Source organism: Pseudarthrobacter sp. MOO13, assembly GCF_058267655.1.
On the sequence record NZ_CM177848.1, the window covers coordinates 3,959,205 to 3,976,206 of the forward strand.

The 17,002-nt window shown below is 65.0% G+C and carries 14 protein-coding genes; 11 read left to right on the top strand and 3 right to left on the bottom strand.

Going from position 1 to position 17,002, the window contains the following annotated elements; translation table 11 throughout:
• Positions 1-170 precede the first annotated feature (170 nt).
• Together AC4EEO_RS18145 and AC4EEO_RS18150 are read right to left on the bottom strand one after the other, a co-directional pair.
• On the bottom strand, positions 171-2,288 hold the full coding sequence (locus tag AC4EEO_RS18145) for a putative bifunctional diguanylate cyclase/phosphodiesterase (protein ID WP_491339429.1): 2,118 nt from the start codon (positions 2,286-2,288) through the stop codon (positions 171-173).
• A 116-nt stretch (positions 2,289-2,404) separates the two neighbouring features.
• Complete coding sequence (locus AC4EEO_RS18150) at positions 2,405-3,067, bottom strand: GntR family transcriptional regulator (protein ID WP_491339430.1); 663 nt, start codon at positions 3,065-3,067, stop codon at positions 2,405-2,407.
• 262 nt (positions 3,068-3,329) lie between these two features.
• On the opposite strand from AC4EEO_RS18150, the gene AC4EEO_RS18155 reads away from it, so the two are divergent.
• The 6 genes from AC4EEO_RS18155 to AC4EEO_RS18180 are packed head-to-tail and all read left to right on the top strand — an operon-like array spanning position 3,330 to position 9,399.
• Positions 3,330-4,496, top strand: a complete 1,167-nt coding sequence (locus tag AC4EEO_RS18155; protein WP_491340446.1) for a 4-oxalomesaconate tautomerase — start codon at positions 3,330-3,332, stop codon at positions 4,494-4,496.
• The gene (locus AC4EEO_RS18160; RefSeq protein ID WP_491339431.1) at positions 4,493-5,518 is read left to right on the top strand and encodes an amidohydrolase family protein; all 1,026 of its coding nucleotides are present in this window, start codon (positions 4,493-4,495) and stop codon (positions 5,516-5,518) included. The genes AC4EEO_RS18155 and AC4EEO_RS18160 overlap by 4 nt, the downstream gene beginning before the upstream one ends.
• 19 nt (positions 5,519-5,537) lie before the next feature.
• A complete protein-coding gene (ligK, locus tag AC4EEO_RS18165) occupies positions 5,538-6,221 on the top strand; it encodes a 4-carboxy-4-hydroxy-2-oxoadipate aldolase/oxaloacetate decarboxylase (RefSeq protein WP_491339432.1) in 684 nt (227 codons plus the stop codon).
• A 46-nt stretch (positions 6,222-6,267) separates the two neighbouring features.
• Positions 6,268-7,188, top strand: coding sequence for an amidohydrolase family protein (locus tag AC4EEO_RS18170; RefSeq protein ID WP_491339433.1), 921 nt, complete (start codon positions 6,268-6,270; stop codon positions 7,186-7,188).
• A gap of 29 nt (positions 7,189-7,217) precedes the next feature.
• Positions 7,218-8,624, top strand: coding sequence for an MFS transporter (locus tag AC4EEO_RS18175; protein ID WP_491339434.1), 1,407 nt, complete (start codon positions 7,218-7,220; stop codon positions 8,622-8,624).
• A 34-nt stretch (positions 8,625-8,658) separates the two neighbouring features.
• Positions 8,659-9,399 (top strand): SDR family NAD(P)-dependent oxidoreductase, encoded by a 741-nt coding sequence (locus AC4EEO_RS18180; RefSeq protein ID WP_491339435.1) that lies wholly within the window; start codon positions 8,659-8,661, stop codon positions 9,397-9,399.
• A gap of 5 nt (positions 9,400-9,404) precedes the next feature.
• Here the strand turns inward: AC4EEO_RS18180 and AC4EEO_RS18185 are convergent, their stop codons facing one another.
• Positions 9,405-10,958, bottom strand: coding sequence for a glycoside hydrolase family 32 protein (locus AC4EEO_RS18185; protein ID WP_491340447.1), 1,554 nt, complete (start codon positions 10,956-10,958; stop codon positions 9,405-9,407).
• A gap of 275 nt (positions 10,959-11,233) precedes the next feature.
• Here AC4EEO_RS18185 and AC4EEO_RS18190 point away from each other — a divergent pair, with 275 nt between their 5' ends.
• The 5 genes from AC4EEO_RS18190 to AC4EEO_RS18210 all read left to right on the top strand — a co-directional run bounded on the left by AC4EEO_RS18190 (position 11,234) and on the right by AC4EEO_RS18210 (position 16,981).
• Positions 11,234-12,670, top strand: coding sequence for a glycoside hydrolase (locus tag AC4EEO_RS18190; RefSeq protein WP_491339436.1), 1,437 nt, complete (start codon positions 11,234-11,236; stop codon positions 12,668-12,670).
• A 65-nt stretch (positions 12,671-12,735) separates the two neighbouring features.
• A complete protein-coding gene (locus AC4EEO_RS18195) occupies positions 12,736-14,070 on the top strand; it encodes an ABC transporter substrate-binding protein (protein WP_491339437.1) in 1,335 nt (444 codons plus the stop codon).
• Between the two features lie 9 nt (positions 14,071-14,079).
• The gene (locus AC4EEO_RS18200; protein WP_018762754.1) at positions 14,080-14,961 is read left to right on the top strand and encodes a carbohydrate ABC transporter permease; all 882 of its coding nucleotides are present in this window, start codon (positions 14,080-14,082) and stop codon (positions 14,959-14,961) included.
• A complete protein-coding gene (locus AC4EEO_RS18205; protein ID WP_133831363.1) occupies positions 14,958-15,863 on the top strand; it encodes a carbohydrate ABC transporter permease in 906 nt (301 codons plus the stop codon). Before AC4EEO_RS18200 ends, AC4EEO_RS18205 begins: the two co-directional genes overlap by 4 nt.
• Before the next feature lie 47 nt (positions 15,864-15,910).
• Positions 15,911-16,981: a LacI family DNA-binding transcriptional regulator gene (locus AC4EEO_RS18210; RefSeq protein ID WP_491330880.1), complete on the top strand. Its 1,071-nt coding sequence runs from the start codon at positions 15,911-15,913 to the stop codon at positions 16,979-16,981.
• Positions 16,982-17,002: the final 21 nt, after the last annotated feature.

The following is a 17,002-nucleotide window of genomic DNA, read 5'->3' on the forward strand; positions in this document are numbered from 1 at the left end:
CCGGTCATGGCGTGAATCGTCTACGCACCTGAGAAGACGCCGGGAGTCGTGGAATTACAGTGGACCCAATCCGGCCGGGAAGGATGAATGGTTACAGCTGTGGCGCCGGGCGGTCGGGACAACGAACCGCTCGGCGCCGCTGCACGACCCGGTCCGGTCCCCCGGAGCCGTTAGCCAGGCGGACGCCTGCGGCCCTTCTTGGTCAGGTATGGAAGGGCCGCCTGGACATCACGGAGTGCCTGGGGGCGGCCGTAGAGATACCCTTGCCGGTAGTCGCACCCAATTCGATTCAGGTAATCGGCCTGCTCGTTGGTTTCGATCCCTTCGGCGGTAACCGCCATGCCAAGGTTGTGCGCCATGTCCACCATGGAGACCATGATTGGCGAGTGGTAGGCACCGCCGGTGATGAGCCGGGTAAAGGACTTGTCCAGCTTAACGGCGTCCACAGGCAGCTCGTGCAGACGGCCAAAGGATGAATAACCCGTACCAAAATCGTCCACGGAAATCCTAACGCCCCGGCGACGAAGCTCCGCCAACTGCGTGATGACTTCGGTCTCCTCACCGAGAAACACACTCTCGGTGACCTCAAGAACCAGTTGTCCCGGATCAACCCCGGCGGTCTGCAAAATCCGCAGCACCGATCCCGCATACTCCGTGTCACGGATTTCCAGCCCCGAAACGTTGATTGCAATGCTGCGCCCGGCATCTTCCGCCAGCCATCCGGACATGTCCGTGCAGGCCTTGGTCAGCATGGCCGCACCGAGGTCCCGGATGAGGCCCGTGCTTTCGGCATGGGAGATGAAGTCGGAGGGCAATCGCAGCTTGCCCTCATGCTGCCACCGGGCCAGCGCCTCCAGCTGGACCACTTCCCCGCTGCGCGCCACCACCACCTGATAAAAGGGGACAACGGCGCCCGTGGCAAGTGCTTTTCGGAGGTTCTCCTGCAGTGCAGCGCGCTCGATGAGCTTGCTCATCATTTCTGGCTGGAAACTCACGAAACGGCTCTTGCCCGCGGCTTTTGCCGCATACATGGCGATATCGGCCCGCCGCAAGAGGTCCTCGCCGCTATCGCGCCCAGGACAATCAGTACCGGACCGTGCTATCCCGATACTCAGGCTCGGCGTGATCTGGACACCCCCCACATCTATGGGTCGACGGGACAGATCTACGAGCCTCTCCGCGATACTGTCCGCGTCGCAGCCGTCTGGGATGATCACGACAAACTCGTCGCCCCCTATCCTGGCGACAATGTCGTCGTTACGGATAACGCCACGGATACGTCGGGCGAGCTCGATGAGCATCCGGTCTCCGGACTGGTGCCCATAGACATCGTTGACCTCTTTGAAATCATCCAGGTCCAACAGCAGCAACGCCGCATGCTGCGGACCGCCGGAGCTGCATGCGCTTCGCAATTCCTCATTGAACAGCGCCCGGTTCCCCAAGCCAGTCAGCGGATCGGTAAACGCGAGCCTCCGCAGGTCATCTGCCCTTTTGGCCAGGTCGCGCATGGCTTGATCGGCCTTGACCTCAGCCTGCCGCTTCGCAGTAACGTCCCGGAAGCTCCATACCCTCCCGACGATTCGATCCCCAATCATCTGGGGGCGGGAAAAACGCTCGAAAACCCTGCCGTCCTTGAACTCCAAAACATCCAGGCTCTCGGCCTGCGGCTGGTCATAGAGCTCCCGGACCTTGGCCAGGAATGCGTCCGGTTCCTCCAGCTGCTCTACCACCAGATCAATCACTGCTTGATCGTCGTGGGTCGCCAACATGGTGCGCGGAATCCTCCACATAGACGCAAAATTTGCGTTGATGCCGGTGATCCGGCCATCCACTCCAACGACCAAGAGCCCGTCAGCAGTAGACTCAAGCGTCGCGTTTAGCAGCGAGACGAGATTCTGCAGCTCTGCCGTTCCACCCTCATGGTCCCGCAGTTCACGAATGGTGAGCACCACGTACGGGTCCCGGCTCGATCCGCCGAAGCCGACTTCAACCGTAAAGCTGTGGCCCCCTACCCACTGTCCACGCGTATGGAAAACGTCGGGGTCGCCTGCGGGTTCATTTGCCCCGGCGACACCCGTGGTTGTTTGCATCTTCCACTCAGGAAGCAGGGACGTGACAGGTACTTCGTCAAGCTCTCCCGGGCCGCGCCCGAACAGTTTTTCCGCGGACGGATTCGCCGAGACGATAATCCCGTCTTCCCGCCTCAGGACGAGAATGGCGCACCGCGCCAGCTCAAGTACCTTCATGGCCGAAAAGGCGGGCCGAACAGCTGCCGCGTGACTGTCCATAAACCCCTCACATCCTCGAATCAGTTGCTGTCCAAGGTAACTTACTCCCGGGTAACCATGTGTGCCGGGTCCTCAGCACGCGTGGCGGGACCGCACGTTGTGCGGGGTGGCGCGTCCTAGGTGTGCGTTGAGCGGATGACGTCAGCGACGCTTTCCAAGTGCACCCGCATCGCATCAGCGGCCGCATCCGGATTGTGCGCGCAGACGGCGTCGATGATCGCAAGGTGCTGGGGCAGCGAAACTGCCGGCCGGCCAGGCTGCCGGGCGAGCCGGAACTGGAAGCGAATGGCCTGGCCGCGGAGCCGGTGGATGGTAGCTGCGGCCGTTTGCTGTGCGCTGATGTCGATGACCCTGGCATGCAGGATCTGGTTGCACTCCGAATAGGAGTCCCGGTCGCCGCGTTCCACGGCGTCCTTCATCCGCCCGGCAAGCTCCTGAAGCTCGACGGCTTCATCGTCCGTGATCCGTTCGGCCGCCTTCCGTGCGCAGAGCGCCTCGAGGGCGGCACGGACCTCGGTGATCTCAACCGCCTCTTCCACGGAAACAGCGCGCACGCGGGCGCCGCGGTTCTGGACCCGCTCCACCAAGCCTTCGACCGTCAGTTCTGCCAACGCCGCCCGAACATTTCCCCGGCTGGCTCCATATTCGGCGGCCAGGTCCGCCTCCACTAAGCGCTGGTTTGGCACCAGGTCTCCGCCCACGATGGCAGACCTCAGCATATCCACCAGTTCGGCAACCGTAAGGGACGGCCGGGCCGTGGTACCTCCCAGGGTTTCCATGCTTCGCCACCTCCGTGCGCCTGTCCAAGGCAAGCAATATTGTCAACAACTTTGTACCAGCCTACTTGCCCCTCCTTCCAGGGACATCCACGGCAAAGCGGACCGTCAACATAAATGTATAAGAAATTGTTGACAATCTTGAATGTAACTTGGTTCACTTGAGGCGACGGCGTCGCAACCGAGGGCGCCCTCCCACATCACCGAAGGACAGACCATGGATGAGGGCATTCCCTTGACGGCGAGCGCAGGCCGTGTGGACCCAGTGGCGCCGCATACCAAGCATGCTCACGTCGGACAGCCAGACGGGGGCCAAACCCCCATACCCTGTTGGCTTATGCGCGGCGGGACGTCGAAGGGCCCGTTCTTCCGTGCCACCGATCTCCCGGCCGACACAGCCACCCGGGACGCGGTCCTGCTTGCTGCCATGGGCTCGCCGGATCCGCGACAAATCGACGGACTGGGCGGCGCCCACCCATTAACCAGCAAAGCCGGTATTGTCTCGATCTGTGATCGGGATGGGGTGGACCTTGAGTTCCTGTTTGCTCAACTCCAGCCGGACAGCAGCCAGGTGGATACCACGCCCAACTGCGGTAACATGCTGGCGGCCGCGCTCCCGTTCGCGATTGAGTCAGGACTTCTAACTCCCGACGGCGACACCACCACGGCGCGGGTCCTCACCGTGAACACCGGCATGGTCGCCGAGATTACAGTCCGGACGCCCATGGGGCCGGCAGGACGGTACGTCGAATACGCCGGAGACGCCCGGATCGACGGTGTTCCCGGCACGGCCGCGCCAGTGACCATCAACTTCCTGGACACGGCGGGCTCGGTCTGCGACTCACTGCTGCCCACCGGCAACCTCCGCGACACCGTGGATATCGCCGGGGTGGGGGCGGTGGAGGTGACCTGCATCGACAATGGCCAACCGCTGGTGATCATCAACGCCGGTGACCTGGGCCGCACGGGGCGGGAGTCCGTCGTCGACCTTAACAAGGACACCGAACTCAAGGGCCGCCTTGAGGACCTGCGGCTGGCATGCGGAAAACTCATGGGCCTCGGCGACGTGACGGGCAAGAACTACCCCAAAATGACCCTGGTCTCAGCGCCGGCCTCCGGCGGTGCGGTCAATACCCGCAGCTTCATCCCGCACATCTGCCATGAATCCATCGGCGTGCTCGCCGCGGTCACGGCCGCCACCGCCGCAATCCTCAAAGGGACTGTGGCGCACGACGTCGCCGTACTGCCAGACGGAACCGCGCCCACGGTCGCAGTTGAACACCCCAGCGGTGAATTCACCGTCGAGCTCGGCCTGGACGCCCACGACCCCACCAAAGTGGTCAAATCCGCGCTGATCCGCACGGCCCGGCTTCTCATGGCGGGCGCCGTCATGGTCCCCGCCCATCCCTCATTCCAGGAGCACACACTGTGATTATCGACATCCACGGCCACTACACCACGGCCCCGGCCGCCCTGGGGCAGTGGCGGGACCGGCAGGTCGCCGCACTGCAGGATCCCGCCTTGGCGCCGTCCCCGTCAGATTTGAGAATTTCCGACGACGAACTCCGGGAGAGCATCGAAGCGAACCAGCTGCGGCTCATGGACGAACGCGGGATCGACCTCACCGTCTTCTCGCCGCGGGCTTCCTTCATGGCACACCACATCGGTTCCTTCGAGACCTCGGCCGAGTGGGCGTCGATCTGCAATGAGCTCTGCTACCGGGTCAGCCGGCTCTTCCCGGACCGGTTCGTCCCGGCCGCGATGCTTCCCCAGTCCCCCGGCGTGGATCCGGCCACATCCATCCCGGAACTCACACGCTGCGTTGAGGAATACGGAGCCGTGGCCTTGAACCTGAACCCCGACCCTTCCGGCGGGCACTGGACCGCTCCGCCGCTGACGGACCGGTACTGGTACCCGATCTACGAAAAAATGGTCGAATTCGACATCCCCGCCATGGTCCATGTCAGCACGAGCGTCAATCCAGCCTTCCACACCACGGGCGCGCACTACCTCAACGCCGATACCACCGCTGTCATGCAACTCATCCAGGGCGACCTGTTCACCGACTTCCCCACCCTAAGACTCGTCATCCCGCACGGCGGCGGTGCCGTCCCGTACCACTGGGGACGCTTCCGGGGCCTGGCCATGGCACTGGGCAAACCGGCCCTCGAAGAACACCTGCTGCGCAACGTCTTCTTCGATACCTGCGTCTACCACCAGCCCGGGGTCGATCTGCTCCTGGACGTCATCCCCACCAGGAACATCCTGTTCGCCTCCGAAATGATCGGCGCCGTCCGGGACATCGACCCCTGCACCGGCCACAATTTCGACGACACTGCCCGCTACCTCGACGCCGCCGGGCTGAACGAAGCCGACCTGGCCGCCGTCCACGAACAGAACGCCCGCACCGTCTACCCCCGCCTCAACGCCCTGCTCAAGCAGCAGGGCCGCTAGCCATCCCAGGAGCCCGAACATGCAGGAACTCGGCGTGGTCCACACCACCATCACCCGCGCAGCGGAACAGGACGTCAAAGCCCTCTCCGCCTTCGGCGTCAGCACCATCCACGAAGCCATGGGCCGGCTGGGCCTCATGCGCCCCTACCTTCGCCCCGTCTACCCCGGCGCCGCCATGTGCGGCACCGCCGTCACCGTGCTGCTCCAGCCCGGAGACAACTGGATGATGCACGTCGCCGCCGAACAGGTCCAGCCCGGGGACGTCGTGGTGGCCGCGTGCACCACCGAAAGCGAAGACGGCTTCTTCGGCGACCTGCTCGCCACCTCACTCAAAGCCCGCGGCGCACGCGGATTGCTCATCGACGGCGGCTGCCGCGACGTCGCCGCGCTGGAGGAGATGGACTTCCCGGTCTTCAGCCGCGCCATCAACTCCAAAGGCACCGTCAAAGCCACCCTCGGATCCGTCAACATCCCCGTTATCTGTGCCAACGCCCTGGTCAACCCGGGCGACGTAGTGGTCGCGGACGTCGACGGCGTCGTCGTCGTCCCCGCCGCGCGCGCCGCGGACGTCGCGGAGGCTGCGCGGAAGCGCGAAGACAACGAAGAGGCGAAACGCCTCCGTTTTGCCAACGGAGAACTCGGACTCGACATTTACAACATGCGCGGACCCCTCGAAGCGGCAGGCCTGCGCTATGTCCACTGACGCACGCGGGACTGCCGCCCATTCACCTGCCGGCCAAAGGAACCCCATGGACAGCACCTTCACCAAGTCACCCGGCTGGCTCGACTGGTACAGCAACCCCTCCACGCCACGCTTCACGCTTCCGGCGGGCACAGTGGACGCGCACTGCCACGTCTTCGGGCCCGGGAACGAGTTTCCGTTCGCGCCGGAGCGGAAGTACACGCCCTGCGACGCCGGCAAGGACCAATTGTTCGCCCTGCGGGACCACCTGGGCGTCAGCCGCAACGTGATCGTGCAGGCCACCTGCCACAGCGCCGACAACAGCGCCATGGTGGACGCCGTCCGAGCCTCCAAGGGCCGCGCCCGCGGAGTGGCCACCGTCCGCCCGGACATCAGCGACGCCGAGCTGGAACGGCTGGACGCCGCAGGGGTGCGCGGTGTCCGGTTCAACTTCCTGAAGCGGCTGGTCAACGCGGCACCGCAAGAGGAACTGGCCGCAATCGCCCGCAGGATCGCCCCGCTGGGCTGGCACGTGGTCATCTACTTCGAAGGCCAGGACCTCGAAGGGCTGGAAGGTTTCTTCGGTTCGCTGCCCACGCCGCTGGTGGTGGACCACATGGGGCGCCCCGACGTGGCCAAACCGGCGACCGGGCCGGAGTTCGGCAGGTTCCTGCGCTTCGTGGAGAACAATGACGTCTGGGTCAAAGTCAGCTGCCCGGAACGGCTCAGCGTCTCCGGTCCGCCCGCGCTGGACGGGGAGCCTGCCCCGTACCGCGACGTTATGGCGTTCGGCCGCACCGTCGTCGAGGCTTTTCCGGAGCGTGTCCTGTGGGGAACCGACTGGCCACACCCGAACCTCACGCACCACATGCCGGACGACGGACTCCTGGTGGACTACATCCCGCACGTGGCCACCACCCCGGAGCTCCAGCACAAACTGCTCGTCAGCAACCCCATGAACCTCTACTGGCCCGGCGAAAACGCCTAGCCTGCCTCCCTCTTGCCCCAAGGATTCCAATGATGCATTCCAACGCCGCCAACCGCCTTGACCGGTTGCCAATCTCAAAGTTCCACAAGATCGCCCTGGTGGCCGTCTCGTTCGCTTACTTCTTCGAGTTCGCCGACATCAACAGCTTCGCCACCACCGTGCCCAAACTGATCAAGCTGTGGGGTGTCAGCGTCAACGAGGTGGCGTACGTGACGTCCGCTTCCTTCGTTGGCATGTTCTTCGGCTCACTCATCGCCAGCTGGATGGCAGACCGCTTGGGCCGCAAGAATGCCCTGGTCATCACCACCCTCTGGTACGCGTCCTTCTCGCTGGTAGCCGCGTTCTCCTGGGACATCGTGTCGCTGGGCTTCTTCCGGATCCTCACCTCGGCCGGGCTCTCCGCCATGACCGTGGTGGCGGTCATCTACGTCAACGAACTGTTCCCCGCGGCCAAGCGCGGCAAGTACCAGGCATACGCGATCGTCATCGGCATCTGCGGGACACCGGCCACCAACCTCATCGCCAGCCTGGTGGTCCCCCTGGCGGACTGGACCTGGCGGCTGGTCTACGTATGGGGCGCACTGGGCATCCTCTTCATCCTGTTCACGCGGCGGCTCAAGGAATCCCCGCGCTGGTATGAAAACAAGGGCGACTACGCCAAAGCAGACGCCATCCTCAAGGAAATCGAGGCCACCGTCAGCGCGGAGAAGGGAGCCCTCCCCGCGCCCGCCGCCCCGGTCGAAACTCCCGCCGCCGCCAAGGCACCCCTGACGCTGCTGCTGCAGAAGAAATACCTGGCACCCACCCTCCTCCTCACCGTCCTCTGGGTCACCCAGACCATCGGCTTCTTCGGCTACTCCAGCTGGGCACCCACGCTGCTGGCCAAGGAAGGCTTCAGCGTTGAAAACTCCATCTTCTACGTGGCACTGACCACGGTCGGCGCACCCCTCGGCTCCTACCTCGCGTCCCTGGTCACGGACCGCTTCGAGCGAAAGTGGTGCCTGGTGGTCTTTGGCACCATCATCGCCGTATGCGGCCTCCTCTACGGCCTCACGTTCAACCCGGTGCTGATCGTCCTGTTCGGCTTCCTGGTCAACCTGTTCGAGCGCGGCTACACGGCACTTGCCTACGCCTACTCGCCCGAACTGTTCGACACCAACGGACGCTCCATGGGCACCGGCGTGTCCTACGGCCTGGGCCGGCTTTCCAATGCCGCCGGTCCGCTGATCATCGCTGCCCTCTATAACGGCAGCGGCTACCAGAGCGTCTTCTTCTTCATCGCCGGCACCTGGCTGTTCGGCGCCGTCGCCCTGGCCATCTTCGGCCCGGCAACGCGGAAGGCACGCCTGTTCGCGGCAACGCGGGCAGACCCCGCAGCCGGCCCGGTTGAAGGCGCCGCCGCCGTCGGGACGCGCGACGGCGGCATCCGCCACTAGTCTGGGGACAACACCACCAATCCGGGAGGACCCAGTGGCACGCATCTTCATCACCGGCTCCACTGACGGGCTGGGCCTGGCGACGGCGGAGACGCTGCTCCGGGACGGCCACGAGGTGATCGTGCATGCGCGGTCCTCCCGGCGGCTCCCCGCGGTGCAGCACCTGCTGGACCGCGGGGCGCAGAGCGTCGTCGGTGACCTGGCCGTCCTGGCGGACGTCAGGCAACTGGCGGCGGACGCCAACGGAATCGGCGGCATCGACGCCGTCATCCACAACGCCGGCGTACTCAGCGGCCCGGCGCTGCTGCCCGTCAACGTGGTTGCCCCTTACCTGCTGACGGCCCTCATGCCGGGTCCGCGCCGCCTGGTCCACCTGAGCAGCGGCATGCACCGCGGCGGCGACGCCGGACTGGCAGGCCTGGACTGGGAAGGGCGCACGACGACGGCCTCCTACTCCACCACCAAGCTCCAGGTCACTGCGCTGACCTTGGCGCTGGCCCGGCTGGTGCCACACGTCGCCAGCAACGCCGTCGACCCCGGCTGGGTGCCCACCCGGATGGGCGGCCGGTCGGCGCCGGACAGCCTGGAACTGGGCCACCGCACCCAGGAGTGGCTGGCCACCAGCGATGATCCGGAGGCCTTGGCCAGCGGCGGCTACTGGTTTCACCAGGAGCGGCAAACCCCGCACCCGGCAGCCGGCGATCCCCGCTTCCAGGATGCTTTGCTGGCGCAGCTCGCGGACTGCACCGGCACCACCCTGGAAGCGCTCAGCTAGACCGTTCAGAAGGCACGGATGGTAATTCCGGAAAATACGGCCGGTCCCCCGTCGCTGTAGAACGAGATGCCGGTATCGCCGTCGGTGAACTGCACCTGCTGCGACAACACCGTGTGCCCGGCGTTCACGAACACCTCCACGCTCTGGGTATCCACGAAGATGCGCAGGTGCACGGACCTGGCGGCGGCGTCAATGGGGGCCGCGGCACGGGTATACGGCACCAGTGAGTAGCCGGCAAGGTCCGAGGGCGCGCGGTCGACGTAGAGCTCAGCACCGTATTTGCCGATATTTGTGTGGCGGGCACCGTCCGCGGAGCGACCGACAGACACGCCAACGTTCGCCGCGGTGCCCCAGGAGATGTCCAGCTCCAGCTCATAGGCCCTGCCATTCCAGGGCAGGACAACACTGCCGTCCACCGTCCGGTCCGGGAGCACCGTGGTGGAGGTGGCGTAGCCTGCGAGCGCGGGAACCGGGCTGCTCAACAGGCTGTACCAGCCTCCGCCCTGGCGCACCAGGCGAATTTCGCGGACGATCGAGTTTTGGCCGTTGTACCCGTCGGTGGCGTCTGTGGGAACATCCCGGGCCGCGTATTTCCAGTTGTTCATCCAGGCGACGGCGTACCGGCGCGTCTCCGGCGCATCCGGCACCGGCCAGGTCACCGCCGCATACCAGTCCCAGCCCCAGTCCAGCCATTGCGGATTGTCCACGTCGTCGGCAAGGAACTGGTTACCGTCCCAGGTTCCGGTCCAGTAGGCGTACGTCATGGGCAGCCCGATGCTGTAGGCGTCCATGCTGGCGCCCAGCACCCAATGCCAGGTGCCGTCGTCGGCCTTCATCTGGAACAGGTCCGGACACTCGATGCCGCCCAGCGCGTGGTTGGGGTAGTCGAAGTTGCGTTTCAGCTGCCAGTCGCGCAGGTTCACGGATGTGTAGAAGGCGGCGTACCGGGCGCGGCCAATCACGCACACCCATTCGTTGCGGGCAGCGTCCCAGTGGATCTTCGGGTCCCGGAACCATTCCGCGTTGTCGATCTCTGCCTGTGTGGTGGCCGCCCGGCCGTCCGTGTTGACGATTACCGGGTCCGCGAGGGCTGTGAACGTGTAACCGCCGTCGGTGGACCAGTAGAGATATTGCTCCTGGTATTTCCTGATGCCGTCCGTGGGCTGCGTGGCGAGCACGACGATCGCTCCTGCGCCGAAGCCTGCGGTGTTGGCGGTGTCCACCACTGCGGATCCGGACCACACGGGAAAATCGGGCTGCAGCGGCAGCGCCACGCCGTGATGGGCGAAGGCCACGGCGTCGGTGGTGCTGGCATGGTCCCACCCGCCCTGCCCGTTGTTTTGCGTGGAATGCAGGTAGTACAGGTGGTGGGCCCCGTTGATGAACACCGGCCGCTGGGGGTCGCACAGCCATCCCGATGGCGGGGTCATGTGGAAGACCGCGCGCAGGGAATCCAGGGCGTGCGCAGGTGGGGCGGATATGGCTCCGGCCGCCAGGAGGGCGAACGCTCCTGCTCCGGTGCCTTGCAGGATGTGGCGGCGGGACATGGCATGGGTCATCATTGACTTCCTCTCGCGGGGGCGGCGGCTCCGCCGCCGGGCGCTCAGTGGGGAACCCTCGTTGGTCCGCACGGTCACCGCAGTGATTAAGCGCTTTAGCAGGACAAGATACCCAGCGGCGGCCGGATGGTCAAGCGTTTCAGCAAAGTGGCCCACGTCATAAATGGAGCCGTGGGCCCCTCGGAAAGTATTTTTGCTAAAACGCTTGATCAGCGCCTGCTTTCACGCTAGTTTCTAGGTGATCAAACGCTTTAGCAGAACGGACATCACCGCTGATGAGCTACCCAGTCTTCTTCCAGCCCGCCGATGCGTGGGTTGGAGACCTTATCCCCTTCCAGAAGGATGGCGAGTTCTGGCTCTTCTATCTTCATGAAGTGCGCGCCGATCCGAAGCCCGGTACGGCGTGGAACTTGGTGACCACCAAAGACCTCACGCAGTTCCAGGACCATGGCGTGGCCCTCCCCCACGGCACCGCAAACGACCTGGACTTCAACTGCTATACCGGCAGCATCGTCGCCGACGAGTCCGGCGTCCACCACCTCTTCTACACGGGCCAGAACCCGGCCAACCTCGGCCCCGGCGGACTGCCCCTGCAACTGGTCATGCATGCCACCAGCACCGACGGGCTGGCCACCTGGTCCAAGCACCCCGAACTCACCTTCGGCGCCCCGGTCGGGTACGATTCCGCAGACTGGCGGGACCCCTTCGTCTTCCGCGATGAGGCGGCCGGCGTGTGGCGGATGCTCCTTGCCGCCAGGCACTCCACCGGACCGGAACGCCGCCGGGGCGTGATCGCGCAGTGCGTCTCCACCGACCTGATGACCTGGTCCCACGCCGAACCCTTCTGGGATCCCCGCCGGTACATCACCCATGAGTGCCCCGACGTGTTCCAGTGGGGCGGCTGGTGGTACATGGTCTACTCGGAGTTCTCCGAAACCTTCACCACCCGGTACCGGATGGCCACGAGCCCCGACGGCCCGTGGACCGTTCCGGCCCGGGACAGCATCGACGGGCGCGCCTTCTACGCTGCAAAAACGGCGGAGCGGGACGGCAGGCGGTTCTTCTTCGGCTGGATCGCCAGCAAGGAAGGAAATTCCGACGACGGCGCCTGGCAGTGGGCGGGCACCATGGCCGTGCTGGAGGCCCGCCAAAACGCCGACGGGACGTTGGCGTTCGGGTTCGCCGACGAACTGGTGGACAGCTTCTGGGACGACGTCCCGCTTGAGCTTGGAAGCGGGCTGCCCCTCCGGCTGGACGTCCCGGACGGCTACGCTGCCGCCATGTCTGCGAATCCGATGCCCACGCAGTTCTACGCCAAAGCGGTGCTGGACATCGGCCCCGGCACCACGGAATGCGGGCTGCTGCTGCGGTCGACCGCGGACGGCGACCACTCCTACGTCCTCCGCCTCGAACCGAAACGCGGCCGCCTGGTGTTCGACCGCTGGCCACGAGCCGTCACCGGCGAAGCCCAATGGCACGTCTCGGGCGACGTCCCGTACGCCATAGAACTTGAACGCCCGTGCGACCTCGCACCCGGACGCCACACGCTGGAAGTGGTGGTGGACGGCGATCTGTGCGTCGCCGTCGTGGACCGGCAGGTGGCCCTGAGTACCCGCATCTACGACCTCCCCACCGGCGCACTGGGCGTGTTCGCCGGCGAAGGTTCGGTCACTGTCACAGATCTCGAAGTCCGCAAGCGCACCGACAACTGAATACCCATCCTCCATTCCATCCGACCCGTTCCAACGATCCGTTCAATCAAGGGAGATTGCCCCAAATGAAAAACCTGCTCCGCGCTGCCGCCGTCGCAGCCGCCACCGCCCTGGCACTGACCGCCTGTGGCGGCGGCAGTTCCACGAATTCCTCCGACGCCAGCCCCACCGGCGAGATCAAGCCCCATGAAATCTCCTGGCTCCTCTCCCGCCCGGCAGATGGCGCCGTCATCAACATCATGAAGAAGCTGGCCGACGAATACGCCGCGGACCACCCCGGCTTCAAGCTGAACCTGATCACCACCCCTGACCGGCCCTCCTACATCCAGAAGCTTGAGACCCTGGCCGCGGCCAACAAGCTTCCCGAACTTTTCGACACCGATGCCACCCCGTTCGCCCAGCAGCTGGCCAAACAGGGCAAGATGCTCGACGCCGAGAAGCTGCTGAAATCCCTGGACATCTACGGCAACTACCGCCCCGGGGCACTGGACTACCAGCGCTTCGACGACGGCTCCCTTTACATGATTCCGTTCCAGTTCGAGCTGGAGTTCATGTGGTACAACAAGGCACTGCTGGCCAAGGCCGGCGTGGCCGTACCCAAGTCCCTGGACGATATCCCCGCCATGTGCACCGCCCTGCGCAGCAAGGGAATCACCCCCATTGCCATCGACGGCCAGGACCAATGGCCGCTGGAGCGGTACGTCGCCTACCAGCCGTTCCGCGAAGCCGGCCCCGACTTTGTGCAGAAACTGAAAAAGGGCGATGCCAAGTTCAGCGATGCCGCCGGGCAGAAGACCGTCAACTGGATGGCCGAACTGGGTAAAGCCAAGTGCTTCCAGGACGGCTTCTCCGCCCAGGGCTACTCCGACGCGCAGAACCAGTTCACCTCCGGCCAGGCCGCCATGTACAACATCGGAACCTGGGAGCTGCCCAGCCTGGCCACCGACAAGCTCAACCCCGCCGTCCGCAACGACGTCGACTTCTTCACCCTGCCCACCACCGCAGGATCGGTGACGGCTGCGAACGAGTTCGTCTCGCCGTCGGGCATTGGCATGGCCGTCAACGCCAAGACCTACGATCCCCTGGTCAGCGACTTCCTGAAGTTCGCCCTGAAGAAGTACCCCGCCCAATACGCGGCCACCGGCGCACTGTCGCCCACCACCGACGTCCAGACCACCGTCCCCGCCAACGCCACGCCGCTGTTCCAAAAGGCCCTGGACCAGGCAAAGGACCTCGGGTCCAAGCAGGCCATGCCGTGGGACACCCAGCTGGACCCCACCACCAACGGCCGGCTCCAGCAGGAACTGGTCCTGCTGGTCCAGGGCGAGGTCACTCCCCAGCAGTTCACGGAAACGCTGGACAGCACCATCGCCCAGAATGCCCCCAAGTTCTTCAAGTAAAGGTCCGCCATGCTGCCCAACAGGTCACGGACATCGGTCCTGGTCTTCCTGCTCCCGCCGCTGCTGCTCTATGGCGCTGCGGTCCTCTTCCCCATCCTGCAGTCCCTGTTCCTGAGCTTCTTCTCCTGGAACGGCATCAGCGAGATGGAATTCGTCGGCCTGGCGAACTACATCCGGATGTTCGTCGGCGATGACATCTTCTGGCGGGCGTTCCTGAACGCGCTGATCTACCTCGCCATCTGCCTGGTGCTGCAGCTCGGCGGTGCCCTGGCAGTCGCCAGCCTCCTTACCTCCCTCCGCCGCGGACGGGAGCTCATCAAGACCCTCTACCTGCTGCCGGCCGTGATTTCCACGGTGGCCATTGCCTTCCTCTTCGTCCGGATCTACTCGCTGGAACCAGTGGGGCTGCTGAACCAGCTGCTCCACTGGATCGGGCTGGGCAGCCTGGAACGGCCGTGGCTGTCGGATGTGAACACGGTCCTGGCGGCCGTGTCCGCTCCGGAAGGTTGGCGGTTCACCGGGTTGTACATGCTGATCATCTACGCGGCACTGCTCGCGGTGCCCAAGGAACTGGAGGAAGCGGCCGTCCTGGACGGCGCGTCCCGCTGGACGCTGTTCAGCAAGATCCGGTTCCCGTACATCCGCCCGGTGTGGATCACCACCACCATCATGGCCACCACGTACGGCCTGCGGGGGTTCGACATCCCCTACCTGATGACCAACGGCGGTCCGGGGCAGTCCTCCGAACTGCTCACCACCTATATGTACAAGACGGCGTTCACCAGCACGGACTTTGGCTACGCGAGCACCATCTCGGTGTTCATCGTCATCGAGTGCCTGGCCGCCGTCGGCCTCATCCTGTTCCTGCTGAAGCGAAAGGCAGACGCATGATCACCCAGGCAGCCCCGCCCGCCCAGCCGCCCGCCGTCGTACCTCCCACGCCCGCCGTGAGGCGCCGCAAGCGCCGGCCGGACCTGTTCCGCACACTCTCCCGCGTGCTGATCATGCTCATCGTGATCGTGCAGGTGTATCCGCTGGCGTGGCTGTTCCTGACCAGCCTGCGCAGCGAACACGACTTCGCCACCGGAGACCCCTTCGCGTTGCCGAGTTCGCTGACGTGGGAGAACTACGCCCGGGCCTTCGAAACCGGCGACCTGGGCCGGAACATCCTGAACAGCTTCGTGGTGACCATGGGCGCCAACGTGCTCATCGTCCTGCTGGGGATGATGGCCGCCTATGCCATCCAGGTGCTGGGGTTCCGGCTCAGCAAGCTGGTCCGCGGGCTGTTCCTCATCGGCATCATCGTCCCGGTGCAGATCGCGCTGGTTCCGCTGTTCATCGACTACTCGCAGGTGAACCTGCTGGATACGTACCAGTCGATGATCATCCCGCTGGCCGGTTTCTCCCTGCCCATGTCCGTCTATCTGTTCTCCTCGTTCTACGAATATATTCCCAAGGAGACATATGAGGCGGCGTCCCTGGACGGTGCGGGACCGTACCGGATCTTCGGCCTGATCACGCTGCCACTGTCAGTGAACACGGTGGTCACCGTGGTCCTGGTGAACAGCATCTTCATCTGGAACGACTTCATTTTCGCCAACACGTTCGTGCTCTCCGAGGACCTCAAGACCATCCCCCTGGGCCTGCAGAACTACATCGGCGCCATGGGCAAGGTGGACTGGACGGCAACCTTTGCGGCCGTATGCGTGACCATCACCCCGCTCCTGCTGGTGTTCCTGGTGCTCAACAAGGCCATGATCCAGGGGCTCGAGAGCGGAGCGACCAAGGGATGACGGCCCCTGCTGCTGGATATACTCCTGAAGGAGGGCAGATGAGTTCAATGGAGAATGGTGCAGGCGCGGCCGGCGGCGTGCCGCAGGATCCGCCGCACGCGCCGGAGCGGGCCCACCCCGTGACCCTCCGCGAGGTCGCGGAAGCGGCCGGTGTTTCCACCGCCACGGTATCGCTGGTGGTCAACAAGAAGAAGGACGCCCGCATAGCCGAGGAAACCCGGCGGCGCGTGAAGGAGGCCCTCCGCACCCTGGGCTACCGGCCCAACGCGATGGCAAAGACCCTGGTCAGCGGCACCTCCAAATTCATCGGGCTGGTGGCCGACGGCGTGGCCACCACGCCCTTTGCCGGCCAGATCATCCACGGGGCGCAGGACGAGGCGTGGAAGCACGGGTATGCGCTGCTCATCGCCAATACCGAGGGCAATGGCGAGCTGGAGCAGGATGCCATCAGCATGATGCTCGAATACAAGGTCCGCGGCATCCTCTACTCCACCTGGTTCCACCGGGCCACCGATATTCCGGCCCCGTTGCGCGAAGCCGACTTCGTCCTGGTGAACTGCTTTTCCGATGAGCCGGGCGCCCGGGCCGTCGTCCCGGACGAGGTCCAGGGTGGCCGGTCTGCCACGGAGATCCTGCTGCGGAACGGCCACCGGCGCATTGCGTTCATCAATGCCACCATTCCGGCGCCGGCCAAGGATGGCCGGCTGGCCGGATACCGGCGGGCCCTTGAGGAGGCCGGTGTCCCGTTCGATCCGGCCCTGGTGATGGAGTCCTATCCGGACCAGGAAGGCGGCTACCGGGCCACGGCGGAACTGCTCACACGGGATGTCACCGCTGTGTTCTGCTACAACGACCGGATGGCCATGGGCCTCTACGACGGCCTGCGGGAACACGGCCTGGCCATCCCGGAGGACATGGCGGTGGTGGGGTTCGACAACCAGGAAGTGATTGCCGCCCACCTGCGCCCGCCGCTGTCCACGGTTGCCCTGCCGCACTACGAGTTGGGCGCTGCGGGTGTCCGGATGCTCCTGGGCCTCGACCCAGCCGTCGGCGGGGCAGCGAAGATCCACTGCCCCGCCGTCGAGCGGACCTCCGTCCAGACCAAGGCCCGGGCGTAACCCCCGGCTGATCCCGCCGGC

Excerpts from the sequence above, each read along its gene's own strand:
- AC4EEO_RS18145 (WP_491339429.1), bottom strand. The coding sequence starts at position 2,288 with ATGGACAGTCACGCGGCAGCTGTTCGGCCCGCCTTTTCGGCCATGAAG.
- AC4EEO_RS18150 (WP_491339430.1), bottom strand. The coding sequence starts at position 3,067 with ATGGAAACCCTGGGAGGTACCACGGCCCGGCCGTCCCTTACGGTTGCC.
- ligK (WP_491339432.1), top strand. The coding sequence starts at position 5,538 with ATGCAGGAACTCGGCGTGGTCCACACCACCATCACCCGCGCAGCGGAA.
- AC4EEO_RS18170 (WP_491339433.1), top strand. The coding sequence starts at position 6,268 with ATGGACAGCACCTTCACCAAGTCACCCGGCTGGCTCGACTGGTACAGC.
- AC4EEO_RS18175 (WP_491339434.1), top strand. The coding sequence starts at position 7,218 with ATGATGCATTCCAACGCCGCCAACCGCCTTGACCGGTTGCCAATCTCA.
- AC4EEO_RS18185 (WP_491340447.1), bottom strand. The coding sequence starts at position 10,958 with ATGACCCATGCCATGTCCCGCCGCCACATCCTGCAAGGCACCGGAGCA.
- AC4EEO_RS18190 (WP_491339436.1), top strand. The coding sequence starts at position 11,234 with ATGAGCTACCCAGTCTTCTTCCAGCCCGCCGATGCGTGGGTTGGAGAC.
- AC4EEO_RS18195 (WP_491339437.1), top strand. The coding sequence starts at position 12,736 with ATGAAAAACCTGCTCCGCGCTGCCGCCGTCGCAGCCGCCACCGCCCTG.
- AC4EEO_RS18200 (WP_018762754.1), top strand. The coding sequence starts at position 14,080 with ATGCTGCCCAACAGGTCACGGACATCGGTCCTGGTCTTCCTGCTCCCG.
- AC4EEO_RS18205 (WP_133831363.1), top strand. The coding sequence starts at position 14,958 with ATGATCACCCAGGCAGCCCCGCCCGCCCAGCCGCCCGCCGTCGTACCT.
- AC4EEO_RS18210 (WP_491330880.1), top strand. The coding sequence starts at position 15,911 with ATGGAGAATGGTGCAGGCGCGGCCGGCGGCGTGCCGCAGGATCCGCCG.